This is a genomic window from Nonomuraea sp. NPDC049504 (assembly GCF_040676845.1).
Lineage (GTDB): Bacteria > Actinomycetota > Actinomycetes > Streptosporangiales > Streptosporangiaceae > Nonomuraea > Nonomuraea salmonea.
The window spans coordinates 73966-98831 of sequence record NZ_JBFAPT010000015.1 but is presented as its reverse complement, the minus strand read 5'-3'; the positions used below and the strand labels follow the sequence as shown (position 1 = coordinate 98831).

Below are 24866 nucleotides of genomic sequence, written 5' to 3'. Positions count from 1 at the left end.
CAGCCTCTTCCGTCGGTCAGGCGAGCCCTGCGCGGGCAGGGACGGTTCGCTCGGGGGGTGTCAGGGTCAGGTCGGTCAGACCACTCCTCGGTGGTGCAGGGCTTGGATCTCGGAGTCGGTGAGGCCGGCGAGGTCGCGGAGGACGTCGGCGGTGTGTTCGCCCAGCGCGGGGGCGGGGGTGCCGGGTGCGGGGTCGAAGCCGGAGAAGCGGCCGGCCGGGGCCTGCATGAGCCGGGGGCGGCCGGTTCTGGCGTCGGGCACCTCGACGATCGAGCCGCGGGCGCGGATGTGCGGGTCGGCGCAGATGTCGGCGGCGGTGTTCACCGGTCCGGCGGCCACGCCGGCCTCGGTGAGCAGCGCCATCAGGGGGTCGAGGTCGTGCGCGGCGACGAAGGCGGCGACCCGCGCCTCGATTTCGGTGCGGTGGTCCAGCCGGGCGGTCATGGTGTCGTGGACGGCGAGGTCGTCGGCGTCCATGACCTTGACGAGCCGGCGCCACATCTGCTCGGTCGAGGCGGGCAGGGCGAGCCAGCGGCCGTCGCGGGTGCGGTAGAGGTCGTTCGGGCTGATGTGCGGGTTGCGGTTGCCCTGGCGTTCGCGGTTCTCGCCGGTGACGCCGTACTCGACGATGAAGTCCTCCATCATCCGCAGCAGCGGCTCGTACAGGGGGATGTCGGCGAGCTGGGCCTGCCCCGTGCGGTCGCGCTGGCGCAGCGCGAGCATGGCGGCGAACGCGGCGTAGATGCCGGTGACGCCGTCGGCCACGGGATAGCCGGCGAAGATCGGCGGCCCGTCGGGCGAGCCGGTGCGGTGGGTGAGGCCGGCGAACGCCTCGGCGACGCGGGCGAAGCCGGGCCGGTCGGCGTAGGGGCCGGTCCTGCCGAACGCGCTCACCTGCACCATCACCAGGTCGGGCCGGTAGGCGCGCAGGTCGTCGAAGTCGATGCGGAAGCGGCGCAGGGTGGCGGGGCGGAAGTTGGTGACGACGACGTCCACGGCCGCGGCCAGCCGCCCGACCAGACCGGCGGCCTCGGCGTGGTGCAGGTCGATGGTGACGCTGCGCTTGCCGCGCCCGACCATCGTCCAGGCGGCGGACTCGCCGTCCTCCAGGGGCGGGTAGTGGCGGGCCGGGTCGCCCGTGGCGGGATGCTCGACTTTGATCACTTCGGCGCCGAACTCTCCGAGCAGCGCGGCCGCCAGGGGCCCGGCCAGGATCGTCGACACGTCCAGGACGCGCACTCCGCTGAGCGGACGATCAGACAAAGAACTTTCCTTTCACCCGAGAGTACGAGGGTCACGATCCCCCTCAGCCGGAGCGGCGGGAAGACGGCGGAGGGATTCACAGGTGAAAGGATTCGCCTTTATGGTGGCGCGGTGCGGGTGGAACGGGCGCGATACTTCCTGGCGGCGATCGAGACGGGCTCGCTGCGTGCGGCGGCGGCCAGGTGCGGGGTCAGCCAGCCGACCGTCGGGCAGCAGATCGCCCTGCTGGAGGAGGAGCTCGACGTCGTGCTGCTCACCCGCAGCAGGCACGGCGTGCACCCGACGCCGGCCGGCCAGGCGCTGATCGAGCCGCTGCGCAGGCTGGTCGCGGCCGAGGAGGCGGTGCGCGAGTCGGCGATGGAGACGAGCGGCTCCTATCGCGGGCGGGTGCAGATCGGCGGCGTCACGGTGGCCGTGGAGACCGTGATCGCGCCGGTGGTGGGCCGGTTGCGGCGTTATCACCCGGGGCTGCGGTTCAGCGTGCGCGAGGGCGCGTCGGCGGCCGTCGAGGCGGCGGTGCTGGACGGCGAGCTGGACTTCGGGGTGGTCACCATGCCGGCCGGGCCGGCCGCGCCGGGACTGCGCAGGATCCCGCTGGCGTCGGCGCCGGTCGGCGTGTACGCGCGTACCGACCACCCCTTGGCGGGCCGCGACCAGGTGCAGTGGCGTGACCTGGAGAGCTGGCCGGTCGTCACCATGCGGGCGGGCACCGTCATGTGGGAGACCCTGCACCGGCACGTGCCCGCCCCCGACGTCGTCGTGCAGGCCATGTCGGCGCGGACGGTCAAGGTGATGGTCGGCCAAGGGGTCGGGCTGGGCGTGCTCGCCCGCTTCGACACCTCGGCCGACATCACCGACGTGGTGTGGCTCCCGCTGTCCGACGCAGAGCCCGTGCACCTGTGCCTGACCCAGCGTCAGGACAGCAGGCCGTCGCCGTCCGCGCTCATCGTGCGCCGGCTCATCAGGGACCGGGCGGGCGAGCTGGTCAGCTGATGGCGCAGGTGTTGACCAGGTCACCCGAGGTCGCGCGGGGGACGGTGGCACTGCGCGGCGGCTGCTTGCCGCGGTCGGTCCAGCGCTCCAGGGCCTCGAACGCCGTCCGCATGCACGGCAGCAGGGGCCGCATGCGGTCGGGGAACATGTCGTACTCGATGTCGAGGTGCGAGGCGCCCTCCATGCGGTAGTAGCGGTGCAGCGCGCCCCTGCCCTGCTCGCGCACGGCCTGGGCGTAGGCGTCGCCGTGCACCCTGATCGGCAGCAGCGTGTCGAGCGTGCCCATCACGGTGATCAGCGGCTTGCCGATGCGGCCGGAGTGGGAGGCCCGCCGTACGGCGTCGTGCACGCTCTTCGGGCGATTGGCGTAGTCGTAGTCGGCGTCGCAGTTGGGGGTGCCGCTCTGGCAGTACGGGATGCCGGCGTCCAGGTCGCCGTCGAAGCCGGGGTCCACCTCCTCGCGGTAGCGGCGCTGGGTGCCGTCCCACAGGACGCTGTAGTTGAAGTCCCACAGGAACTCAGAGCCCGGCGCGAAGCCCGCCCGCAGCATCGCGGCGTGCGCCTGCTCGTCGCCGGTCGCCTTGTACTTGGGGTATTCGCGCAGCGCCACCGGCAGGTACGTCAGCGCGTTGCGCTGCTGGCCGCCCGGCGGCCAGTAGGTGCCCTCGGAGTCGACGCCGCCGTCGTACAGCTCGGGGTGGTTCTCCAGCGCCCACCGGACGAGCTGGCCGCCGTTGGAGATGCCCATCGCGTACGTCCTGCGCGCCTGCCGGCCGTAGTGGCGGGCCACGGTGGCCTTGGCGGCGACCGTCACCTCGGTCATCCGGTGGTACCACTCCCGGATGGCGTCGCCCGGCCGCTTGCCGTCGTGGTAGAAGTTCGCGTCCACGTTGCCCTTGTCGGTGGAGGCGTAGGCGTACCCCTTGGCCAGCACGAAGTCCGCGATCGTGTAGTCGTTGGCGTACTGGCGGCGGTTACCCGGCGCGCCGGCGACGACCAGCCCGCCGTTCCACCGCTCGGGGAGGCGGATGACGAACTGGGCGTCGTGGTTCCAGCCGTGGGTGGGGTTGGCGGTGGAGGTGTCGGCGAAGTAGCCGTCGATCTGGATGCCGGGCACGCCGCTCGGGTTGCGGGTGCCGGCCGCGTGCAGGCCCTGCCAGTCGGCCTGGTCGGTGTGGCCCGAGGCGAGCGTGCCGGCCGTGGTGAGGTCGTCCAGGCAGGCGGCGACCTGGTGCTGCGCGCCGGGCACGCGCAGCCGGTTGATGCCGTGGCAGCGGGCGTCCGCGGCGGCGGGGGACGCCACCGGCGCCAGGGGGATCGCCACGAGCGCGGCCATCAGGGCGGAGAGAGACGTTCGGCGAAGGGACAGAGGCATGTGCGACTCCCATCGATCAGACGGACGCCATGCTGATCCAGCGTTCCCGGCGCGGCGACGTACGTGATCTCCACTGTTCGGCGGCGACCTGTGGAGGGGGTGTCCACCGGTTCGCCGGTGAGAGCCCGATCGGCCGGCCGGAAGGCCGGAACAGGCGCCGGATGCCGCGTACCGGTGTGTGTCACCGCATAACGGGCGGCCCGAATGTGTGGGTGCCTCACCTGGTCCGCCGTCGTGGGCGCGACCTAGCGTTCACGGTGTCCGAGGTCGCGTTGTGACACGTGAGGAGGGCGCATGGGAGCAGGCCCCACGGGCTCCGCGGGTTCCGCGGCGCAGGCGGCGAGCCCGCCCGCCGGGCCGGTGCTGCGGGCGCGCGGGCTGGTCAGGGAGTTCCGCGGGTTCCGCGCCGTGGACGGCGTCGATCTCGACGTGGCCGAGGGCAGCGTGCACGCGCTGGTGGGGCCGAACGGCGCCGGCAAGACCACCCTGTTCAACCTGCTCACCGGCTTCCTGAAGCCCACCGCGGGCAGCGTGGTGATCGACGGGCACCGGGAGCTGGTCGGCCGCAGCCCCGAGGCGATCAGCCGGCTCGGCGTGGCGCGCTCGTTCCAGATCACCAGCCTGTTCACCGACCTGACCCCGCAGCAGCATGTGGAGCTGGCGCTGGCCGGGCCGACGGGCCTCGGCTGGCGGTTCTGGCGCTCCGACCGGGCGCTGGAACGCTTCGCCGCGCCCGCCGCCGAGCTGCTGGACCGGGTCGGGCTCGCGGGCCACGCGGGCGTCCCGGCCGGCTCGCTGTCGTACGGCCGCAAAAGGGCGCTCGAGCTGGCGCTCGCGCTGGCCATGGACCCCAAGGTGCTGCTGCTCGACGAGCCGACCGCCGGGATGGGCGTCGAGGACGTGGACCGCACCATCGAGCTCGTCCGCACCATCCGCGCGGGCCGCACCGTCGTCATGGTGGAGCACAACATGAACGTGGTCGCCAGCCTCGCCGACCAGGTGACCGTGCTGCAGCACGGCAAGGTGCTGGTCGAGGGCGCGTACGCCGAGATCCGCCACGACCCCCGCGTCATCACCGCCTACCTCGGAGACGCCGATGCTGCGCGTTGAGGGACTGTCCGCCTGGTACGGCGAGGCGCAGGCGCTGCGCGAGGTGTCCATGCAGGTCGACGAGGGCGAGATCGTCACCCTGGTCGGCCGCAACGGCGCCGGCAAGACCACGCTGCTGCGCTGCCTGATGGGCCTGCACGGCACGTACGGCAGGACGACCGGCACGATCGCGCTGTCCGGCGCCGACGTCACGGCGCTGCCCCCGCACGCCAGGGCCAGGCGCGGCCTCGGCTACGTCCCCGACGACCGCGGCATCTACGCGACGCTGTCGGTGGAGGAGAACCTGACGCTGGCGCCGCCGGTCAAGGGCGGCGGCCCGGAGCCGTGGTCGCTGGAGCGGGTCTACGAGACGTTCCCGCACCTGAAGGAGCGGCGCCGCTCGCCCGGCACCACGCTGTCGGGCGGCGAGCAGCAGATGCTCGTGCTGGCCAGGGTGCTGCGCACCGGCGCCAGGCTGCTGCTCTGCGACGAGCCCACCGAGGGCCTGTCGCCGCTGTTCGTGCAGCGCATCGGCGAGATCCTGCGCGAGGTGCGCGCGGCGGGCACGACGGTGCTGCTGGTCGAGCAGAACGTGCACTTCGCCGCCACGGTCGCCGACCGCCACTACCTGCTGGCCGAAGGGCGGATCGTCGAGTCGCTCGACCGCGACCAGGTACGCGAACGCGAGCACCAGCTCCTCGAATACCTCGGAATCTGACGACATATGGACGATTCGCCACCCCTGAGGAAGACAGAACGGTAGAGGAGATGCCGCACATGAGAATCACGGGCTGGAGCGGCGGGCTGGCCGCCGCGACGCTGGTGCTGGCCGGATGCGGCGGCGGGCCCGGCGGTGGCGGCGGCGCGATCAGCGACGGCGGGGTGGTGCTGGCCGTGCTGAACGACCAGTCGGGCATCTACGCCGACACCTCGGGCCGCAGCACGGTCGAGGCCGTCAAGATGGCGGTGGACGACTACCGCGCCAAATACGGCGACAAGGCGGTGGCCAAGCAGGTCGAGGTGGTGGCCGCCGACCACCAGAACAAGCCCGAGATCGCCAACTCCAAGGCGCAGGAGCTCTACGACCGCGAGCACGCCGACGTCATCCTCGACGTGCCCACCTCCTCGGCCGCGCTCGCCGTCGCCACGGTCGCCAAGAACAAGAAGAAGGTCTTCATCGACGTCGGCGCCGCCAGCACCGAGCTGGAGGGCAAGGCGTGCAACAAGTACACCTTCCACTACGGCTACAACAGCTACATGCTGGCCCACGGCACCGGCACCGAGGTCACCAAGGACGGCGCGAAGAACTGGTACATCGTCTACCCCGACTACGCGTTCGGGCAGGACATGAACAAGACGTTCAGCACCGCCATCCAGGGGGCCGGCGGCTCCGTGGTGCAGTCGGACCCGACGCCGTTCCCCAACGACAACTTCTCCACGTTCCTGCTCAAGGCCCCTGGGCTCGACCCGAAGCCGCAGGTGCTCGGCACGATGCACGCCGGCGGTGACCTGATCAACCTGGTCAAGCAGTATAACGAGTACAAGCTGCGCGACAAGGGCGTGCAGCTCGCGCTCGGCCTGCTGTCGATGAGCGACATCCACTCGCTCGGGCCCGACGCCCTGGCCGGCACCCGCTACACCACCATGTGGGCCTGGACCTTCGACGAGCAGACCCGCGCCTGGGCCGACAAGTTCCAGGCCAAGGTCGGCAAGCGGCCCACCTCCAACATGGCCGCCAACTACTCGGCCGCCCTGCAGTACCTGGAAGCCGTGCAGCGCGCCGGCACCGACAACTCCGACAAGGTGGTCGCCCAGCTCGAAGGCCACTCCATGGAGGACATGTTCGTCCGCAACGGCACCATCCGCGCCCAGGACCACCTGCTGCTGCACGACGCGTACCTGACGGAGGTCAAGGCGAAGAGCGAGGTCAAGGAGCCGTACGACTACGAGAAGGTGCTCAAGACCATCCCGGCCGCTGAGGCGTTCCAGCCGCAGCCCGACCCGGCCTGCAAGCTGTAGGCGGCCGGCGTGCTCCAGCAGGCGTTCAACGGGCTGGTGGGCGGGTCGTTCTACGCCCTGCTCGCCCTCGGCCTGGCCGTCATCTTCGGCATGCTGGGCGTGGTCAACCTCGCCCACGGCGCGTTCTACATGCTCGGTGCCTTCGGCGCGTTCATCGCGCTCGACTCGTTCGGGCTGAACTTCTGGGTGGCGCTCGCGCTGGTGCCGCTGGTGCTCGGCGTGGCGGGCGCGGTGCTGGAACGATTGTTCATCCGGCGGCTCGCGCCGCTCGACCCGCTCTACAACTTCCTGTTCACGTTCGGGCTCGCGCTGATACTCCAGGACCTCATCCGCCGCGAGTACGGCGTCAACTCCCAGCCCTACCCCCGGCCGCCCGCCCTGGAGGGCACGGTCGACCTGGGGCTGTTCACCTATCCGGCGTACCAGGTGTTCGTGCTCGGCGTCTCGGTCCTGATGTGCCTCGCGGTGTGGGTGGTGCTCACCAGGACCCGCGTCGGCATGATCGTCAGGGCCTCGACCGAGCGGCCCGAGCTGACCCGCGCGCTCGGCATCGACGTCGGCCGCTGGGTGACGCCGGTGTTCGGCTTCGGCATCGCGCTGGCCGCCTTCGCCGGGGTGCTGGCCGCGCCGATGCGCGCGGTCAACCCGCTGATGGGCGCCGACCTGATCATCACGGTCTTCGCCGTGGTCGTGATCGGCGGGCTCGGCTCGGTGTTCGGCTCGGTCGCCGCCGGGTTCGCCGTGGGGCTGGTGTCGGCGCTGGGCAACCTGTACGTGCCCGCGCTCTCCCAGATCCTCGTCTTCATCCTGATGGCCGCCGTGCTGCTGTGGCGGCCCGCCGGGTTGTTCGGACGCGAGGAGGCGTACCGGTGATCATGTCCAGGCTGGCCCGCTCCGGCAGGGGCGGGATCGTGCTCCTGGTGGCCGGGCTCGTCGCCGCCCTCGTCCTGCCGTGGCTCATCTACCCGCCGGTCGCGCTGGACATCGTCTGCTGGGCGCTGTTCGCCGCGGCCGTGGACCTGCTGCTCGGCTTCACCGGGCTGCTGTCGTTCGGGCACGCCGCGTTCTGGGGCGGGTCGGCGTACGCCACAGGGCTGATCGTGCTGCACGGCGGGCTGCCGTTCCCGGTGGCGATCATCGGCGGCGCGGTGTTCGCGGCACTGCTCGCACTGCCGATCGGCTACCTGTCCGTCCGCCTGACCGGCATCTACTTCGCGATGGTCACCCTGGCCTTCGCCCAGATGCTCTACTTCCTGGCCAACCAGTGGCGCGGCGTCACCGGCGGCGAGAACGGCCTGCAGGGCATCCCGCGCGACCTGCTCGGCCTCGACCTCAACGACCCCTTCTATTTCTATTACGCGGGGCTGCCGTTCGTGCTGCTCGGCCTCGCCGCCGCCTGGCGGATCGTGCGCTCGCCGTTCGGCCGGGTGCTCGTCTCCATCAGGGACAACCCCTCCCGCGCCCGCGCACTCGGCTACCCCGTCGAGCGGTACCGGCTGCTCGCGTTCGTGCTGTCGGCCGCGCTCGCGGGCGTCGCCGGCGGCGTCTTCGCCATCGGGCACGGCTTCGCCTCGCTCGACGGCCTCTACTGGACCACCTCGGGCCAGGTCGTGATGATGGTCATCCTCGGCGGCATCGGCACGCTGTGGGGCGGTGCCATCGGCGCCGCCATCGTCGTCCAGCTCCAGGACTTCCTCGCCACCGCCGGGTTCGAGGGCATCGGCATCGTCACCGGCACCATCTTCATCGTCATCGTGCTGCTGTTCCGTCGCGGCATCTGGGGGACCGTCCGCCACCTGATCGCCACCCGCCGTACCACGCCGCCGCTCAGCTCCGCAGCCGATGCAGGCGCAGCGCCAGCTGGATCTCCAGAGCCCGCTCCGGCTCCTGCCAGTCCTCGCCCAGCAGGCGGCTCACCCGATGCAGCCGCTGGTGAACGGTGTTGATGTGGACGTGCAGCCGCTCCGCCGTCCTGGACAGCGCGCACCTGCTGCCGAAGTACGTCTCCAGCGTCCGCACCAGCGACGTGCCCCGGCGCGCGTCGTAGTCGAGCACCGGGCCCAGCGTCGCCTCCAGGAACCCCTTGGCGTCGCGGTGCGCGCCGATCAGCAGGCCGACGAAGCCCAGCTCGCGGGCGTCGGCGCCGTCGTCCATGCGGTCGAGCGCGAGCAGCGTGTCGGCGCACCGCCTGGCCTCCCGGTGCGCGGCGGGCACCCCGGACAGGTCGCGCACCGGGCCCGCCGCGCCGACCGTCACCGGCGCCGCCAGCGCCGCCCCCAGCTCCTTGGCCACCCGCCGTGCCGTCTCACCAGGCACGTCGCCGGGCAGCAGCAGCACGACCTCCTCCCCGCGCGCCGCCGCCAGCCCGTGCGCCGCCGCCGCATAGGACGCCGCCCAGAACGCGGCCCGTCCGCGATGCCTGGGCGAGGCGCACCGCGCCGACAGCACCACGTAGGGCACGTTGCGCTCCAGCCCCACCCGCCGGATCCGCGCCTCAAGCGCAGCCGCCCCCTCTGCCCGGGAGTCCGTGCTGTCGCGGGCCTTGCCGTCCAGGAGGTCGTCGAGCAGCTCGCCCTGGACGCGCGCCTCGGCCTCCGCCGGGCTTCTGCGCAGCAGCATCACCAGCGCCGTCACCAGCGCGGCGCGTTCCAGGATGCGGCGGTCGGCGTCGTCAAGGTCGGCGTCCGTACGCAGGGCCAGCGTGCCCAGCACCTCGCCGGGCGTCGAGATCGGGGTGATCCATAGGTCGCCGTGCCGGGTGGTGCCGCCCCGGGGATGCGTGGGGGCGGTGACGGCCGGCAGGTCGTCCTCGGCCGGCGGCACCGCCTCGCCCGAGGCGACCAGGCAGCGGCCGGCCGCGTCCAGCACGTACAGGGTGCCGCCCAGCACCTCGGTGACCACCGCCGCCACGTCGCCCGCGTCGCCGCCCTTGACGACCAGCGCCGTCATCCGGTCGTGCGCCTGCGCCGCCCGCTCGATCGCCGCGCCGCGCGCCCGCAGCCGCCCGTTGACCGCGTCCAGCTCCTCGACCGTCGCCCTGGTCTCCGCCAGCAGCCGCGCGTTGCCGATGGCCAGCGCCGCGTGCGCGGCCAGCGAGCCCAGCAGCACCGCCTGCTCGGGCGCGAACGGCCGCTCGGTGCGGTTGGCCGCGTACAGCACGCCGATCACCCGGCTGCCCACCCGCATCGGCACGCCCAGGATCGCCACCAGCGCCTCCTCGGCCACCGCCGCGTCGATGAACGCCTGGTGCCTGAACTGCGGATCGCGCAGGTAGTGCTCGGTGCTGTACGGCATCGCGGTCTGCGCCACCAGCCCGCCGAGGCCGTCACCGAGCGGGATCCGCAGCCGCCGGAACGCGGCCGAGATCGAGCCGTCCGTCATGCGCATGCGGGTCTCGCCGCACTCGTCGTCGTTGAGCGTCACGTACGCGATGTCGGCGTTCAGCAGCCGCCTGGCGCGGCGCACGATCGCCTCCAGGATCGCGTCGAGGTCGCGCAGCCCGGCCAGGTCGCCGGCCAGGTCGAACAGCGCGGTCAGCTCGGCCTCGCGGCGCGCCTGCCTGCGCATGCCGGCGCTCACCCGCAGCGCGGTCAGCTTGGCCGCCTCCAGCTGAGTCAGCGTCTCAGGGGTCGCGCCCGCCGCGCGGGCCGAGGCCACCGGCTCCTCGAACTCGACCGGCGCGGCCTCCCTGGCCAGCAGGTCGAGGAAGACGTTGCACGAGGCGAGGGGGGTTTGCACGGTCATTTGCACGGTCATCGGCGCGTCCGTCCGGGTGCGGGGGGTCGGCGGCGGCACAGTCTGGGGCACGCCCTGGGGCGCTGGCCGGGGCGCTGTTCGGGGCGCTGTTCGGGGCGCTGCCCGGGGTGCGGGCCGGGGCGCGGGCACGGCATGGTCACGCATGCGGGCCGGCGGGTCGTGTGCGTGGAAGGGTGGTCAGGTCCTGCGGCAGGGCATGCAATGGGGCCTCCAGAGCACAACGAGCAGGGGTCTGATCGGAGTCCGCCAGGTTACTAAGCGCATAGTCAGTCCGTGAACGGTCGCTTGTCAACCGGTGGCCGGACTATTCGCCGTCCGGCGCCAGCAGCTTCAGCGCGAGGTCGGCGTAGAACTCGCCGAGCTGCTCAGGGGAGTCGGGCCCGTCCAGCCGGTACCACCGGACCAGGTCTATGGTCAGCGACAACATCGCCCGCGTGACCCGCTTGACGTCGACTTTCGCGAACGACCCGTCCGCCACGCCGCGCGCCACCGCGCCCCTGAAGTAGCCGTTGGTCTGGTGGCGCAGTTCCACGATCTCGCCGTAGTGTTCGGGGGTCAGATGGTTCAGCTCCATCTGGCAGACGCGCGCCGTCACGTGGTGACGGGCATGCCACACCGTGTACGCCGACACGATCGCCCGCAACCGCTCCGCCGACCCCTCAAGCGCCACGATCGCCGGGTCCCTGATGTGCGCGAGCACCCGCTCATGGCCGGCCCTGATCACCTCGAACAGGACCAGCTCCTTCGACGGGAAGTGCACGTAGAGCGCGGCCGGGCTGAGCCCGACGCACTCGGCGATGTCGCGCGTCGTCGTGGCGTGGAAGCCGTTGGCGGCGAAGCAGCGCACCGCCGACGACAGCAGGCCGCGCTGCACCTCCCCGAGGTCCGCCCGCCACAGATCGGGAGAGTGGTCACGCAGCCGGGGATCTGCCGCCAAGTCCTGCGCGGTGAATCGGGCCTGCCGTCGGGCCATCCGCGACCCTCGCCCCCTTCGACTCCGAGTGCGTGGTATCGATGCCGCCCGCGGAGCCCGCCGGCCACCTGGTCGTGACCTCTTGCCGCGAGTGTTTCGTACTCGCAGTCTAGAGCTGACTATGCGCTTAGTCACCACCTCTCTCGAAGCCCGTTGCTCAGCCGGGCAGCGCGTCCCGGATGAGCGCCGCGTCACCGTCGAGCAGGCCCCGCGCCCGCCGCCGCCCACCGGCCGCGATCACGATCCCGTCACCCGGATGACGCGGCACCACATGCAGGTGGAGATGGAAGACGTCCTGCCCGGCAGCCACCCCGTCGGCCAGCGACAGCCGCACTCCTTCACACCGCACCCCGGCTCCCTGCGAGCCGGCCGCTGCGCGCAGGCCGGCGGCGACCCTCCGGGCGGCGTGCCAGAGGGGCGCGCCGATCTCGTCGGTCGCGTCGGTGAGGCCGACCATGTGGGTGCGGGGGATCACGAGCGTGTGGCCGATGGTGGCCGGGTGGATGTCGAGGATCGCCATCACGCTGTCGTCCTCGTGGACGACGCTCGCCTCGGCGCGCCCGGCGACGATCTCGCAGAAGATGCAGCCGTTCATGCGCATCATCCTTCCGGGCCGCGGCCGCTCATCGCATCCGCATCACACGTCGCCGCATCCGCTTCCGGACGCGCGGACGGCATTGCGCCGTACGAGGGCGGTGACCGCGGCGCCGGCGAGCGCGCGGGGCCGCCGGCGAGGACGGCCGGCTCGTACGCGTCCCTGACCCCTCCCATGACGACGCGCCTGACCCTGCCCCAGGCCGCCGCAGGCGCGGCACGGGCCACCTCCTACCGCGCATGCCACCAGGGAAGCGCCGCTGTCGGTTCTGTACAAGACCGGGAGGGGCTCGGCCGCCTAATGTCACGTTCATCGACGAAAGCGACGAAGGAAAGAGGACGCAGCCGTGGGCAAGATCGTGTCGAGCTTCTTCATCTCGGTGGACGGCGTGGTCGAGTCGCCGGACCAGTGGCACTTCCCGTACTGGTGCGATGAGATGGGAGCGTTCGTCCAGGCCGGGATGGAGAGCGCGGCCGGCTTCCTGATGGGCAGGAAGCTGTACGACGAGTGGTCCGGCTACTGGACGACCACCGACGCCGACCCCGAGATCGCCGCGACGTTCAACGAGGCAAGGAAGTTCGTCGTCTCCAGCTCCCTGGAGAAGGCCGACTGGGCCAACACCACCGTCATCTCGGGCGACGTCGCCGCCGGGCTGCGCGAGCTCAAGGAGCGGAGCGAGGGCGACCTGCAGATGTCGGGGTCGGCGACGACCGTGCGGTGGCTGCTCGCCAACGGCCTGCTGGACGAGCTGCACCTGCTCGTCCACCCGATCGCGGTGGGACGCGGGCAGCGACTGTTCGAGGACACACCGACGCACCCGCTCAAGCTGACCGGGTCGGAGACGTGGTCGTCGGGCGTGATCCTGGCGAGTTACGCCCCCGCCGACGCCTGAGGGGGCACGCTCAACGGGGGCGGGCGCGGCTGGGTGGCCTCAGCGCGAGACGTCGTGCAGGCCGAGCAACTCCACGGCCTTGTCACGCATCTCGACCTTGCGGATCTTCCCCGTCACGGTCATCGGGAAGGCGTCCACGAGGTGCACGTACCGGGGGATCTTGAAGTGGGCGAGGCGTCCGGCGCAGTACTCCCTGACCGCCTCGGCGGTGAGCGGCGGCGCGCCGGGCCGCAGCACGATCCAGGCCATCAGCTCCTCGCCGTACTTGGCGTCCGGCACCCCGATCACCTGGACGTCCGCGATGTCGGGATGCGTGTAGAGGTACTCCTCGACCTCGCGCGGGTAGACGTTCTCGCCGCCGCGGATCACCATGTCCTTGATCCGGCCGACGATGTTGACGTACCCCTCCTCGTCCATGGTGGCGAGGTCGCCGGTGTGCATCCAGCGGGCGGTGTCGATGGCCTCGGCGGTCTTGTCGGGCTGGTCCCAGTAGCCGAGCATCACGGAGTAGCCGCGGGTGCACAGCTCGCCGGGCTCGCCGCGAGGGACCGCGAGGCCGGTCTCCGGGTGCACGATCTTGATCTCCAGGTGCGGCATGACCTGCCCGACCGTCTCCGTACGCCGGGCCAGCCCGTCGTCCCGCCTGGTCATCGTGGACACCGGGGAGGTCTCGGTCATGCCGTAACAGATCGCCACCTCGCTCATGTGCATCTCGCCGATCACCCGCTTCATCACCTCGACCGGGCACGGCGAGCCCGCCATGATGCCGGTGCGCAGCGACGACAGGTCGTAGCCGGCGAAGCGCGGATGGCCCAGCTCGGCGATGAACATGGTCGGCACGCCGTACAGGGACGTGCACCGCTCGCTCTCGACCGCCCGCAGCGTCGCCTCGGGGTCGAAGCCGGGCGCGGGCAGCACGACGCAGGCCCCGTGGGAGGTCGCGCCCAGGTTGCCCATGACCATGCCGAAGCAGTGGTAGAGCGGCACCGGCAGGCACACCCGGTCGGCCTCGGTGTAGCCGACGCCCTCGCCGACGAAGTAGCCGTTGTTGAGGATGTTGTGGTGTGACAGCGTCGCGCCCTTGGGGAAGCCGGTCGTGCCCGAGGTGTACTGGATGTTGATCGGGTCGTCGAACGACAGCGTGGCGGCCCGTTCGCGCAGGGCGGCGGGGTCGGCGCGACGGCCCGCGGCGACCAGCTCGTCCCAGCCTGGCTCGCCGATGAACACCACGGGCTCGAACCCGATCTCGGCCAGCATCGCGCGGTAGTCGCTGGTCTTGTGCTCGACGGCGCTGACCATCAGCCGCAGGCCCGACTGCCGGACCACGAAGTCCAGCTCGTGGCCGCGGTAGGCCGGATTGACGTTGACGAGGACGGCGCCGATCTTGGCGGTGGCGTACTGCGTGAGCACCCATTCGGCGCAGTTCGGCGCCCAGATGCCGACCCGGTCGCCCTTGGCGATGCCGCGCGCGAGCAGGCCGAGCGCCACCTCGTTCACGGCGGTGTCGAACTCCGCGTACGTCCACCGCCGCCCCGTCGCCACCTCCACCAGCGCCTCCCGGCCGGGGTGCCGGGCCACCGTGCGTTCCAGGTTCTCCCCGATCGTCTCGCCCAGCAGGGGCACGGCGGAGACGCCCGACGCGTACGAGAGCGGTGAATCACTCATGATGCGAAGCATCCGTCAGCGGGGACGCCCGCGCCAGCCCCGGCTCACGGAGCGCCCTGCGGTTTTCCGCAGGAGAAGTGGACGGAGCACCGCATTCTGCCGCGATCCGGCGGTCCCTAGCGTTAGGGATCATGATGCAGACGCTGATGAACGTGCTGGTGGCGGCGAGCGTGGCGACGGCCGGACCGGGGGTGGGCCAGGACCTGGAGAAGATCGTCGCGGGCAAGGGCGCGACGGCCGCGCTGGCCCGCGTGACCGACGGCGGGAAGACGTGGGCGGGCGCCGCCGGCGTACGCGACCTGCGCCGCGCCGGCAGACCCGCGCCGAACGGCTACTTCAGGATCGGCAGCGTGACCAAGACCTTCGTCGCCACCGTGGTGCTCCAGCTCGTGGACGAGGGCAAGGTGCGCCTCGACGACCCCATCGCCGATCACCTGCCGGGGCTGGTGCCCGGTGGCGAGAAGATCACCGTCCGGGCGCTCCTCGACCACACGAGCCACCTGTACGACTACATGAGCGAGCCCGGCCATTCCACCAACCGGTGGCGCGGCACGGCCAGGTTCCGCTCGTACCGGCCGAAGGACCTGCTCAAGGTGGCCTTCGCCAAGAAGCTGCCCGACGACGGGAAGTGGCACTACTCCAACACCAACTACGTGGTGCTCGGCCTGCTGGTGGAGAAGCTGACCGGCCGACCGTACGGGAAGGAGGTCGAGCGCCGCATCCTGCGCCCGCTGAAGCTGCGGCACACGCTGGTGCCGGGCAACAGGGCGGGGGTGCCGTCGCCGCACGCCAAGGGGTACGAGCCGGTGGACGGCGAGCTGGTGGACGCGACCAGGATGAACCCGTCGCTCGACTGGGCGGCCGGCGAGATGATCTCGACTGCGGCCGACCTCGACCGGTTCATGGCGGCGCTGCTGGGCGGCAAGCTGACCAGCGCCGAGTCGCTGCGCGCCATGCGGACGACCGTCGAGACGGGGGCCGGGTTCGGCTACGGGCTGGGGCTGCAGGCGTACAAGCTGCCGTGCGGCACGGTCTGGGGGCACAGCGGCGAGCTGATCGGCTATCTGACCTTCGTCTTCCGCTCCGACACCGGCAAGTCGCTCACCCTCTCGCTCAACCCCTCGACCCGCAACCCGTCGACGGAGGAGGTCATGGGCATCGCGGTGAAGACGTTCTGCGGCTGACGCGAGGTCCGAAGGCCGCCAGCGCACGCGGTGAGCACCCGCGACAGTGGACGTTCATGACCACGACCGTCCACGCTCACACCGCGATCGAGCCGAACATCCTCTACTTCGGCACCCCCGTCGTCCTGATCTCCACCGCGAACGAGGACGGCACGCCCAACCTGGCCCCGATGTCGTCGGCCTTCTGGCTCGGCTGGCGGGCCGTGCTCGGCCTCGGCCGGCGCGCCAAGACCGCGCAGAACCTGCTGCGCACCCGCGAGTGCGTGCTGAACCTGCCGTCGGACGCGCTCGCCGCCGCCGTGGACCGGCTGGCGCTCACCACCGGCTCCGACCCCGTGCCCGAGGGCAAGCAGCGGCGGGGCTACCGGTTCGTCCGCGACAAGTTCGGCCGCGCCGGGCTCACCCCGCTCGCCTCGGAGACGGTGGCGCCGCCCCGCGCGGCCGAGTGCCCGGTCGCCATGGAGGCCGTGCTGGAGCGCCACCACCCCGTCGACGACGGCGGCGTGCTGGCGTTCGAGGTGCGGGTGCAGCGCGTCTGGGTGCACGAGGACATCCGCATGACGGGCACGGACGACCGCGTCGACCCGGACGCCTGGCGGCCGCTCATCATGAGCTTCCAGCACCTGTACGGCCTCGGCCCCCAGGTCCACCGCTCGACCCTGGCGACGATCCCCGAGCGCCTCTACCGGCCGGACGACGACCTGGAGCGCGCGCACGGCGTCTAGAGCAGCAGCGACCACGTCTGCTCGCCGCAGAGGCGGTCGATCTCGGCCCGCGTGAGCCACGCCGCCCTGGTGCTCTCGGACCCGGCCGGCGGGCGGGTGGCGGCGCCGGGCCCCGGCAGCGCGGCCCGGCACATCACCATGTAGGCCAGCGAGGGGTAGCGGTAGCCGGCGGGCGGCGGCTCCAGCAGCTCGATGCGCTGCCAGGCGAAGACCGACAGGGCGGACGGCGGCAGCCGCAGCCCGGTCTCCTCATGGAGCTCCCTGGCCGCCGCCTCGACGGCGCCCTCGCCCGGCTCCAGGTGGCCGCCCGGGATGTCCCAGCCGCGGCCCTCGCGGTCGACGCACGTCATCAGCGTGCGGCCGGCGGAGTCGGAGACGAACGCGAACGCCGACGTCGTCCGCCCGTCGGGCGGCAGGCTCGCGGCCCTGACGACCTCGAGGCGGTGGGCCACCGGGATCCACGGCACGGTCAGCGTGGCCAGCACTTGAGTCACCGGCTCACTCTGGTCCCCGCCGCGCGGGGGTGTCAAAACGGCTCAGAGACCCTTGCTCATGGCGCGGTTGCCCAGATAGAGGCCGATCGCGGCGACGACGCAGGCGGTGAGCGTGCCGTACAGGACGCTGGGCGCGGCCAGGTTCCCGGCGAAGAGGGCGCGCTGGGCGTCCACGATGTACGTGACCGGGTTGATCTGCCCCAGCACCTTCAGCCATCCCGGCGCGGTCTCCAGCGGCAGCAGCACCCCCGACAGCAGCAGCAACGGGAACAGCAGCGACTGGCTGACCACGTAGAACAGGGTGCCGCTCGGCACCGACTTCATCGCCAGCACGAACGACAGCGCGCCCAGCCCCACCCCGAAGATCGCCAGTTGCGCCAACCCGGCCAGCACCCCCGCCGCGTGCAGCTCGAACCCGAGCGGCAGCGCCAGCACGATGATCAGCACGGCCTGCACGACCAGCGTGACCACCGCTTTCATGCTCTTGCCGATCAGCATCGCCGTACGGCTCAGCGGCGTCACCATCATGCGCTCCATCGCGCCGCCGATCAGCTCGACCAGCAGCGTGTATCCGGAGCTCATCGGCCCGGTCAGGCACATCATGACCAGGATGCCCGGCACGAACCACTGCCACGACGGCCCGACCGCCCCGCCCAGCAACGACCCGAACAGGAACAGGAACAGCAGCGGCTGCCCCATGTCGAAGAGCATCGCGGCCGGGTTGCGCAGGCTGGGCCGCAGCTCCCTGGTGAAGACGGTGGCGGTGTCACGCAGGAACGTCGTCATCAGATACCTCCGAGGAAACTCCCGCCTTCAGGCGGGAGAGGAATCGGACCCCTGCGGAGCAGGACAGGGGCAGCCGGTTCGCCGTCAGGCGAACCGGCGTCAAAACGCCGTGCGGCACCGCAGGGTTCGGTAGTGTGTTCGACGGTGGCGATGACCAAGCCACCGGACGAACGATCGGAAACATCCTCGCCGCCGGGCCGGCGGAGAGGTGAAACGCCTGTGGAGCTGGTGTAAGACCTCAACGAGAGTTCCTTTCTCGGGCGGGCGACCGGCTGTGAAGCAGGAAGCCTCACGGGCGACCGTGGGAATCCCCCTCGTTCACGAGTGGGAGGAGGTCAACTTCGAGGCTTCTCCCTGTGAGGGTCAGGAACACGTCGTCGAGGGTCGGGCGGGTGGTCTCGGCCGTGGTGACCTTGATGCCGGCGGCGTCGAGCGCCCGCAGGTAGTCGGGCAGCGCGGCGGGTGCCTGGGCGACCCGCAGCCGCACGGTGGTGCCCTCGGCGCTGCCGCCGCCGATCCCGGCCGCCGCGGCGGCCTCGCGCTCGGTGCCGGTGGTGACCGTGATGTGGTCGCCGGCCAGGTCGTTCTTGAGCCGCTCCGCGGTGCCGTCCGCGATGATCAGGCCGTTGTCGATGATCACCACCCGCTCGGCCATGGTGTCGGCCTCCTCCAGGTAGTGGGTGGTCAGGAACAGCGTCGTCCCGTACGTCTCGCGCAGCCGCAGGATGTGCCGCCAGACGTCGGCGCGGCTCTTGGGGTCGAGCCCCGTCGAGGGCTCGTCGAGGAACAGCAGGTCGGGGCGGTGGATGAGGCCGAGCGCGATGTCGAGGCGGCGGCGCTGGCCGCCCGAGAGCGTGCCCGGCGCCCGCTTGGCCAGCGGGGTCAGCTCCAGCAGGTCGAGCAGCTCGTCGGCGCGGGCGCCCGCCTCCTTCGGGCGCAGGCCGTAGCAGCGGCCCTGGGAGACCAGCTCGTCGCGGACGAGCTGGTCCTCGCCCGCGCCGTTGCGCTGCCCGACGTAGCCGATGCGGGAGCGCACCGCCCTCGGGTCGGCGGCCACGTCGTGGCCGGCCACGGTGGCGGTGCCCGAGGTGGGCGGGAGCAGCGTGGTGAGCATCCGCAGGGTGGTGGACTTCCCCGCGCCGTTCGGGCCGAGGAACGCGACGAGCTGGCCGGCTTCGACGTCGAGGTCGATGCCGCGTACGGCGGTGACGGTCTCCTTCTTCACCTTGAAGTCACGGGTCAGTCCCCGTGTGTGGATCATGGTCGGCCTCCTGCGGGCATGACGAAGAAACCCCTGGTCGGGGCCGCATTCGTGGGTCGGCTCAAGTTTGGGCGCCGGAGCGGATTTCAGCAAACGTGAATGTCACGTACACAAACGGCTCTGACCTGCGAAAACGACGTCATTCCGACGTCTTCGACATAGGCCGATTTCCGGCCGCTGAAGTGCGGTTTCTCCCTACGTCATGAAGATTTTTTGCCACGATGCCCGTCATGTGCGAACTGGTCGTCCTCGTGAACGGTCTTCCCGGCTCGGGAAAGACCACGCTGGCCCGCGAGCTCGGCTGGCGGCTGCGGTTGCCCGTCTTCACGAAGGACGTGATCAAGGAGACGCTGGCCGACACGATCCCGCGTCCCGAAGGCGTGGAGCCGCGCGAGTGGAGCAGGCATCTCGGCAGGGCAGCGGCCGAGAGCCTGTGGACGCTGCTCGCCACCGCCGGGCCCGGCGCGGTCCTGGAGAGCCCCTGGCTCGCACCGCTGCGGCCGGTGGTGGAGGCCGGGCTGCGGCGGGCGGGCATCGAGCCGGGCCCGCACGTGCGCGAGGTCTGGTGCGACGTCCCGCTCGACTTCGCCAGGACCCGGTACGAGAGCCGCGTACGGCATCCCGTGCACCACGACGACGAGGTCGGGGACGAGCGATGGGCCGAATGGGCGAACGGGGCGCGGCCTTTGGCGCTGGGTCCGGTCCAGCGGGTCGACACCACAAAAGACGTTGATATTTCCGAGCTTGCGAAATGGTGTAAGGGTCCGGAATGATCACCGGCGTGAAACGTCTGTTGTTATCTACGGTGATCGCCTCGATCGGCATGACCGGCGTCGCCCATGCCGCCGATGACGTGCCCGGCGTGGACGTCAGTAATTGGACGGGCGAGATCGACTGGCCCGCCGTCGTGGCCGGTGGCGGGAAATTCGCGTTCGTGCAGGCCACCGAGGGCACGAACTATCGCAACCCGATTTTCGACTCCCAGTACGGCGGCGCCGCCGCGGCCGGTCTCATCCGCGGCGCATATCACTTCGCGCAACCGCACGAATCCGATGGGACAGCGCAGGCCGACTATTTCCTGCAGAACGGCGGTAACTGGGTCAGCGACGGCCAGACACTTCCGGGTGTGCTCGATTTGGAGGACAACCCGTACCAGTCGAAGAACGGCAAGAACTCGTGTTACGGCCTGACCGCCAAGGACATGGTCAGTTGGATCACGGACTGGACGAAGAAGTACTACGAGGCCACCGGGCGGCGGGCGATCATCTACACCACCACGAGCTGGTGGCGTACGTGCACGGGCGACTCCAAGAAGTTCGCCGCCAACCCGCTCTGGCTGGCCCGCTGGGGGAGCGAGCCGGGCGAGCTGCCGAAGAGCTGGAAGAAGCACACGTTCTGGCAGTCGGCGGAGAAGGGGCCGCTGGTCGGCGGCGGGAACGCGTTCAACGGCTCGGAGTCGCGCCTGAAGGAGCTGGCCAACCCGCCCGCCGAGGTGCGGGTGTCGGGCCGGGTCGGCGGCAGGACGTCGTACGCGGTCACGATCGCCAACACCGGCCCGCACCCGGTCACGAACGTCAAGCTGTCCGGCCGCGCCTTCGGCGGGCAGCGCGTGGTGAAGGCGCCCGGCTGCACGTTCAGCGGCACGGCGGTGCGCTGCGTGGTCAAGGAGCTGCCGCGCAGGAAGAAGATCACCTTCGTGTTCACGACCAAGCCGAGGAAGTCGAAGGGCACGGTCGGGATCAACGTGACGGTCGGATCGGTGAAACTTACCCTTAAAGCCCGATAAATCGGTGTTTGGGGGGCGGAATGAGGCGGCGGTCAGCCGTGGCGGCGGCGCTGCTCCTGCTGACCGCCCTGGCATCGGTCACGGCACTGGTCACGGCATCAGTGCCACTGGGGCTGTCCCTGCCCCCATTGACCGTGCGGCTCGCGTACGAGATCCAGCAGCGCGGCATCGCCTACTCCTGGGGCGGCGGCCACGCCCCCGACCCCGGGCCGTCCAAGGGCACCTGCCGGGGCTACCGCGGCTCGATCAAGCCCTGCCCGGCCGCCAAGACGCGCGGGCTCGACTGCTCAGGCTTCACCCGCTGGGTGTACGCGCTGGCGCACGGCCGCGACGTGCTGGGCCCCGGCAACACCGACGCGCACGTGCGCAGGATGCACCGGGTCAGCCGGCCCAAGCCGGGTGACCTGGTCTTCTTCGGCAAGATCGGCAAGAAGCGGATCAGGACCCACCACGTCGGCATCTACCTCGGCGGCGGCAGGATGATGAACGCCCCCGAGACCGGGGCCGTGGTGCGCGTCGACTCCATCGCCGAGAAGAAGGACCTCGCCGGCTTCTACCGCTACTGAACGCCCGGCTCCTACCGATTCGGTATACCGGTAACGCGTGGTGCGTGACGAAAAATGAGAGACCCCAGGGCTACTCTGTGCCGTTGTGGAAAGGCCAACGGGAAGGCGCTGGGTCGGCGTCGACGGCTGGGAGGTCGTCGGAGCCGTGCGCGCGGGGCGGCAGGTGCTGCGGGTGCGCAGAAACGGGTGGGTGGTCGCCGACTGCTCGTCCGTGGCGGAGGTGGCCTCACTCGTCGATCTGGCCGATCTGTGCGAGGTCGTCGAGTTCCCGCGGCGGCGGCCGGTCGGCTCCGTGAATGACTCCGTGACGGATTCCGTGACGGACTCCGTGACAGACCCTTCTGCGGGCTCTTCTGGAGAGGGCCGAACGAGTTCGCATCATCGGTGAGTGCCGTGTATGGTTACACCTGTCCGCAGCGCCGGACAGGCCCCTATAGCTCAGTCGGCAGAGCGTCTCCATGGTAAGGAGAAGGTCAACGGTTCGATTCCGTTTGGGGGCTCCACTTCGCACCGACATCACGCCCGCTCCGGGTTTCGGAGCCGGGCGTTTTTCGTTGTCCGGGCCCGCCCGCTGGGGGAGCGGCCGGGGGCGCGGCCCGGATTCGCGCCGGGGCCGCGCCCGGGGCGTCGTAGGGCGGGGGCCGCGGGCGGCCGTACGGGTGGCTGCGCGGGCGCGTGCGGGTTCGCGGCGGTCGGGTGGCGCTGCTACGCTGATCACCCTCGCGTGGTGCGGCATGGGGGATGCCGCACAAACGATTTCGATTGACGGGGGTTCCTGAGGCATACTGGGAGCACCCCACCCGATCGGGCGAGTTACTCACGTGCTCACCGCTTCGGGTATCCTCTACGGGCCGGGTCGTTCCGGCTCAAAGGCGGAGTAGCTCAGTCAGGCAGAGCAAACGGCTCATAATCGTTGTGTCGCCGGTTCAAGTCCGGCCTCCGCTACTGCCCTCGCCCAGGTCCACCGACCTGGGCACGGGCGTGTCCATGTCCCGAACGTAGAAAGGCACTCCCAAGTGGCTGCCACCGACGTTAGGCCGAAGATCACGCTGGCCTGCCAGGAGTGCAAGCACCGCAACTACATCACGCGGAAGAACCGGCGCAACGACCCGGATCGGCTTGAGCTGAAGAAGTACTGCCCCAACTGCCGCTGCCACCGCGCGCACCGCGAGACCCGCTAGGTTCTCCGGGCAGGGCTTCTGCCTCCAATATCTCTTCATAACGCACAACCGGCGTCCCTTCGCAGGGCGCCGGTTCGTCGTGTCTGAGGCCCCGGTTCCGTGCCCTCGGCAAAAAGGCTTTCATAGCAGGGACAGCCGAACGTTGTTCTGTTAGCGTCTCGCACATCGACGCCGGTACGGAGACATGCGAGGGAGCAACCATGGCCTTGAACCGTGACTTCGTGGGCAGAACGTATCCGCCCAGCGCCCCGTACGAGGTCAGCCGGGTGAAGATCAGAGAGTTCGCGGCCGCCATCGGCGACAACAACCCGCTCTACCGCGACCGCGAGGCCGCCAGGGCCGCCGGTCACCCCGACGTCATCGCGCCCCCCACGTTCCCCATCGTCTTCAGCCTGCAGAGCGGCGGCGAGGCGCTCGTGGACCCCGACCTGGGCCTCAACCTCGCCATGGTCGTCCACGGCGAGCAGCGCTTCGAGTACGTCCGCCCGATCCACGCCGGCGACGAGCTGGTCATCAGCTCCGCCATCACCGACATCCGCACCGCCGGGCACAACGAGCTGCTGACCGTCAGGAGCGACGTGCGCACCGTCGAGGGCGAGCCGGTCTGCGTGACCTACAACACGATCGTCGAGCGCGGAGGGGCGAGCTGAGATGGGCGCTGCGGTGAAGTACGACGAGGTCGAGGTCGGGCAGGAGATCCCGGGCGTGGACTACCGGGTGCGCCGCCTGGACCTGGTGATGTACGCGGGCGCCTCGGGCGACTTCAACCAGATCCACTGGAACGAGCGCTTCGCCAAGATGGTCGGGCTGCCTGACGTGATCGCGCACGGCATGTACACGATGGCGCAGGCCGGCCGGTTCGTCACCGACTGGGCGGGCGACCCGGGGGCGGTCGTGGACTTCGGCGTGCGGTTCTCGTCGATGGTGGTCGTGCCGGACGACGACAGGGGCGCGACGATCACGGTGAGCGGGGTCGTCGAGGACAAGCTGCCCGACAAGCGGGTGGTCATCGGCCTGACCGCCACGTCGGGCGACGCGAAGGTGCTCTCCAAGGCCCGCGCGGTCGTCCAGCTCGCCTGACTCGCTCCGGCCCCCGCGGTCGTCCGGCTCGCCTGACTCTCCCCGGCCCGCTCGGGCGTCCGGCTCGCTTAAACGGTCAGTGATAAGTGGGCGGGTCTCGGGTAGCGCGTGACTCTATGAGTGAAGCCGTACGACACATTTGGCCCACGGTTCGATCGATCCCCGTTTCCGCCGTGACGGATGCGAGACCCCCAGGACATCTCAAGGCCGCCCGCATCGAGCAGGTCGCGGGCGGCACCGGCACCGGGCGTGACACGGCGGGCGGCGCGCCTACCGATGCGACCACCGGGGTGGAAGGCAGGCGGGCGTCCGGGGTGGGGACGCGCGGCACCCACGCCCGCATGAACCCGGCCGCCGAGCTGGGCTTCTCCGGCGACCCCGGCCAGCACGGCGACCCCGGTGACGAGATGCTGCACGCCCAGCGCACCTGGGACGGCACGCTGGCCACCAACCGGCTCGACGACCTCGGCGTGAACGTCGAGCGGCAGCGCGTGGCGACCCAGGACGTGACGGAGTGCGTCGGCGTGCTGGTGGACGGCTGGCCCGAGGACGTCAGGCGCTGCCTGGAGTCGGTGATCGAGCACACCAGGGCGAAGGTGCTCGCCCTGGACCTGGGCAACGTGGACGGCGCCGGGGACGTGCTGGCCGAGCTGGCGCAGCGGCACCCCGAGCGGATCATCGCCTGGCACGTGGCCGAGACCCCGCACTGGCGCGGCGGCACGGCCACCTGGGGCGAGAGCCGCGCGAAGCTGCTGCACCTGGACGACTCCGAGGTGCACGTCCTCTTGGAGACCGGCCTTGAGCTGCACGGCGACGCGCTGACCCCGCTCGTGGCCGCGGTCAACGAGGGCGCGGTCGCGGCCGGTTGGCAGGGCGCGGAGCCGGCCGACGACGGGCGTACGTGGCTGGAGGCGGGCCCCGGCAAGGTGCGGGCGCTCACGGGCGGCATCATCGCCGTGCGCCGGGCGCAGGCCCTGGCCGCGCTGCCCGAGGACGCCAACTACGGCCGCCACGCCGACCTGGAGCTCTCCCTGGCCCTGCGGGGTGACCTGGTGGTGCCCCAGGGACGGCCGCCGGTGCTGCCGCTGCAGCCGCACGACGTCTCCGCCGACTACCTGGAGCGCGAGTCGCGCCGGAACCACGACGAGGTGCTGCGCAGGCTGCATGCCTCATAAGCTTGTCG

General features: G+C 71.0%; 25 protein-coding genes and 2 tRNA genes. 18 read left to right on the top strand and 9 right to left on the bottom strand.

What is annotated here, in order from left to right; all coding sequences use genetic code 11:
* Positions 1 to 75: 75 nt before the first annotated feature.
* Positions 76 to 1263 carry a CoA transferase gene (locus AB0K28_RS27490; protein ID WP_364375495.1) on the bottom strand — a complete coding sequence of 396 codons (1188 nt, stop codon included), beginning with the start codon at positions 1261 to 1263 and terminating at the stop codon, positions 76 to 78.
* 111 nt (positions 1264 to 1374) lie between these two features.
* Between AB0K28_RS27490 and AB0K28_RS27485 the strand changes: the two genes are divergently transcribed.
* Positions 1375 to 2256, top strand: a complete 882-nt coding sequence (locus AB0K28_RS27485) for a LysR family transcriptional regulator (protein WP_364375492.1) — start codon at positions 1375 to 1377, stop codon at positions 2254 to 2256.
* On the opposite strand, the gene AB0K28_RS27480 is transcribed toward AB0K28_RS27485, so the two are convergent.
* Positions 2249 to 3631 carry a tannase/feruloyl esterase family alpha/beta hydrolase gene (locus AB0K28_RS27480; protein WP_364375490.1) on the bottom strand — a complete coding sequence of 461 codons (1383 nt, stop codon included), beginning with the start codon at positions 3629 to 3631 and terminating at the stop codon, positions 2249 to 2251. The two genes, AB0K28_RS27485 and AB0K28_RS27480, sit on opposite strands and share 8 nt — an antisense overlap.
* Before the next feature lie 294 nt (positions 3632 to 3925).
* Here AB0K28_RS27480 and AB0K28_RS27475 point away from each other — a divergent pair, with 294 nt between their 5' ends.
* From AB0K28_RS27475 to AB0K28_RS27455, 5 genes are read left to right on the top strand one after another with little or no spacing between them, the layout of a single operon-like run.
* Positions 3926 to 4741 (top strand): ABC transporter ATP-binding protein, encoded by an 816-nt coding sequence (locus AB0K28_RS27475; protein ID WP_364375487.1) that lies wholly within the window; start codon positions 3926 to 3928, stop codon positions 4739 to 4741.
* Positions 4728 to 5438, top strand: a complete 711-nt coding sequence (locus tag AB0K28_RS27470; RefSeq protein WP_364375484.1) for an ABC transporter ATP-binding protein — start codon at positions 4728 to 4730, stop codon at positions 5436 to 5438. Before AB0K28_RS27475 ends, AB0K28_RS27470 begins: the two co-directional genes overlap by 14 nt.
* A 59-nt stretch (positions 5439 to 5497) precedes the next feature.
* Entirely contained in the window at positions 5498 to 6739 is a 1242-nt protein-coding gene (locus AB0K28_RS27465) for an ABC transporter substrate-binding protein (protein ID WP_364375481.1), read from the top strand.
* Between the two features lie 9 nt (positions 6740 to 6748).
* A complete protein-coding gene (locus AB0K28_RS27460; RefSeq protein WP_345394836.1) occupies positions 6749 to 7612 on the top strand; it encodes a branched-chain amino acid ABC transporter permease in 864 nt (287 codons plus the stop codon).
* Positions 7613 to 7614: 2 nt separating this feature from the next.
* Positions 7615 to 8685, top strand: coding sequence for a branched-chain amino acid ABC transporter permease (locus AB0K28_RS27455; RefSeq protein WP_364375832.1), 1071 nt, complete (start codon positions 7615 to 7617; stop codon positions 8683 to 8685).
* Here AB0K28_RS27455 and AB0K28_RS27450 read toward each other — a convergent pair.
* The 3 genes from AB0K28_RS27450 to AB0K28_RS27440 form a co-directional block, all read right to left on the bottom strand.
* Complete coding sequence (locus AB0K28_RS27450; RefSeq protein WP_364375478.1) at positions 8567 to 10483, bottom strand: GAF domain-containing protein; 1917 nt, start codon at positions 10481 to 10483, stop codon at positions 8567 to 8569. The two genes, AB0K28_RS27455 and AB0K28_RS27450, sit on opposite strands and share 119 nt — an antisense overlap.
* A gap of 316 nt (positions 10484 to 10799) precedes the next feature.
* A complete protein-coding gene (locus AB0K28_RS27445) occupies positions 10800 to 11432 on the bottom strand; it encodes a TetR/AcrR family transcriptional regulator (protein ID WP_364375475.1) in 633 nt (210 codons plus the stop codon).
* Between the two features lie 193 nt (positions 11433 to 11625).
* On the bottom strand, positions 11626 to 12063 hold the full coding sequence (locus tag AB0K28_RS27440) for an HIT domain-containing protein (protein ID WP_345394843.1): 438 nt from the start codon (positions 12061 to 12063) through the stop codon (positions 11626 to 11628).
* A 346-nt stretch (positions 12064 to 12409) separates the two neighbouring features.
* Between AB0K28_RS27440 and AB0K28_RS27435 the strand changes: the two genes are divergently transcribed.
* Positions 12410 to 12955 (top strand): dihydrofolate reductase family protein, encoded by a 546-nt coding sequence (locus tag AB0K28_RS27435; protein ID WP_364375472.1) that lies wholly within the window; start codon positions 12410 to 12412, stop codon positions 12953 to 12955.
* Between the two features lie 39 nt (positions 12956 to 12994).
* On the opposite strand, the gene AB0K28_RS27430 is transcribed toward AB0K28_RS27435, so the two are convergent.
* Positions 12995 to 14620 (bottom strand): AMP-binding protein, encoded by a 1626-nt coding sequence (locus AB0K28_RS27430; protein ID WP_364375469.1) that lies wholly within the window; start codon positions 14618 to 14620, stop codon positions 12995 to 12997.
* 131 nt (positions 14621 to 14751) lie between these two features.
* On the opposite strand from AB0K28_RS27430, the gene AB0K28_RS27425 reads away from it, so the two are divergent.
* Together AB0K28_RS27425 and AB0K28_RS27420 are read left to right on the top strand one after the other, a co-directional pair.
* Positions 14752 to 15804, top strand: coding sequence for a serine hydrolase domain-containing protein (locus tag AB0K28_RS27425; RefSeq protein WP_364375466.1), 1053 nt, complete (start codon positions 14752 to 14754; stop codon positions 15802 to 15804).
* A 56-nt stretch (positions 15805 to 15860) separates the two neighbouring features.
* Complete coding sequence (locus AB0K28_RS27420; protein WP_364375463.1) at positions 15861 to 16529, top strand: flavin reductase family protein; 669 nt, start codon at positions 15861 to 15863, stop codon at positions 16527 to 16529.
* On the opposite strand, the gene AB0K28_RS27415 is transcribed toward AB0K28_RS27420, so the two are convergent.
* The 3 genes from AB0K28_RS27415 to AB0K28_RS27405 all read right to left on the bottom strand — a co-directional run bounded on the left by AB0K28_RS27415 (position 16526) and on the right by AB0K28_RS27405 (position 19070).
* On the bottom strand, positions 16526 to 17023 hold the full coding sequence (locus AB0K28_RS27415; RefSeq protein WP_345394854.1) for an NUDIX domain-containing protein: 498 nt from the start codon (positions 17021 to 17023) through the stop codon (positions 16526 to 16528). The two genes, AB0K28_RS27420 and AB0K28_RS27415, sit on opposite strands and share 4 nt — an antisense overlap.
* Before the next feature lie 42 nt (positions 17024 to 17065).
* A complete protein-coding gene (locus AB0K28_RS27410; RefSeq protein WP_364375460.1) occupies positions 17066 to 17809 on the bottom strand; it encodes an ABC transporter permease in 744 nt (247 codons plus the stop codon).
* A gap of 289 nt (positions 17810 to 18098) precedes the next feature.
* Positions 18099 to 19070, bottom strand: a complete 972-nt coding sequence (locus tag AB0K28_RS27405) for an ATP-binding cassette domain-containing protein (protein WP_364375457.1) — start codon at positions 19068 to 19070, stop codon at positions 18099 to 18101.
* Positions 19071 to 19300: 230 nt separating this feature from the next.
* Between AB0K28_RS27405 and AB0K28_RS27400 the strand changes: the two genes are divergently transcribed.
* The 9 genes from AB0K28_RS27400 to AB0K28_RS27360 all read left to right on the top strand — a co-directional run bounded on the left by AB0K28_RS27400 (position 19301) and on the right by AB0K28_RS27360 (position 24858).
* The gene (locus AB0K28_RS27400; protein WP_364375454.1) at positions 19301 to 19843 is read left to right on the top strand and encodes an AAA family ATPase; all 543 of its coding nucleotides are present in this window, start codon (positions 19301 to 19303) and stop codon (positions 19841 to 19843) included.
* Positions 19844 to 19851: 8 nt separating this feature from the next.
* On the top strand, positions 19852 to 20856 hold the full coding sequence (locus AB0K28_RS27395) for a lysozyme (protein ID WP_364375452.1): 1005 nt from the start codon (positions 19852 to 19854) through the stop codon (positions 20854 to 20856).
* A gap of 20 nt (positions 20857 to 20876) precedes the next feature.
* Positions 20877 to 21422, top strand: a complete 546-nt coding sequence (locus tag AB0K28_RS27390) for an NlpC/P60 family protein (protein WP_364375449.1) — start codon at positions 20877 to 20879, stop codon at positions 21420 to 21422.
* Positions 21423 to 21849: 427 nt separating this feature from the next.
* Positions 21850 to 21925 (top strand) — tRNA-Thr (locus AB0K28_RS27385).
* 368 nt (positions 21926 to 22293) lie between these two features.
* Positions 22294 to 22367 (top strand) — tRNA-Met (locus AB0K28_RS27380).
* 71 nt (positions 22368 to 22438) lie between these two features.
* Entirely contained in the window at positions 22439 to 22603 is a 165-nt protein-coding gene (rpmG, locus tag AB0K28_RS27375; RefSeq protein ID WP_019632658.1) for a 50S ribosomal protein L33, read from the top strand.
* Between the two features lie 200 nt (positions 22604 to 22803).
* On the top strand, positions 22804 to 23253 hold the full coding sequence (locus AB0K28_RS27370; RefSeq protein ID WP_345394869.1) for a MaoC family dehydratase N-terminal domain-containing protein: 450 nt from the start codon (positions 22804 to 22806) through the stop codon (positions 23251 to 23253).
* Between the two features lies 1 nt (position 23254).
* Positions 23255 to 23683 carry a MaoC family dehydratase gene (locus AB0K28_RS27365; RefSeq protein ID WP_345394872.1) on the top strand — a complete coding sequence of 143 codons (429 nt, stop codon included), beginning with the start codon at positions 23255 to 23257 and terminating at the stop codon, positions 23681 to 23683.
* Positions 23684 to 23856: 173 nt separating this feature from the next.
* Complete coding sequence (locus tag AB0K28_RS27360; RefSeq protein WP_364375444.1) at positions 23857 to 24858, top strand: hypothetical protein; 1002 nt, start codon at positions 23857 to 23859, stop codon at positions 24856 to 24858.
* The last annotated feature ends 8 nt before the right edge of the window (positions 24859 to 24866 follow it).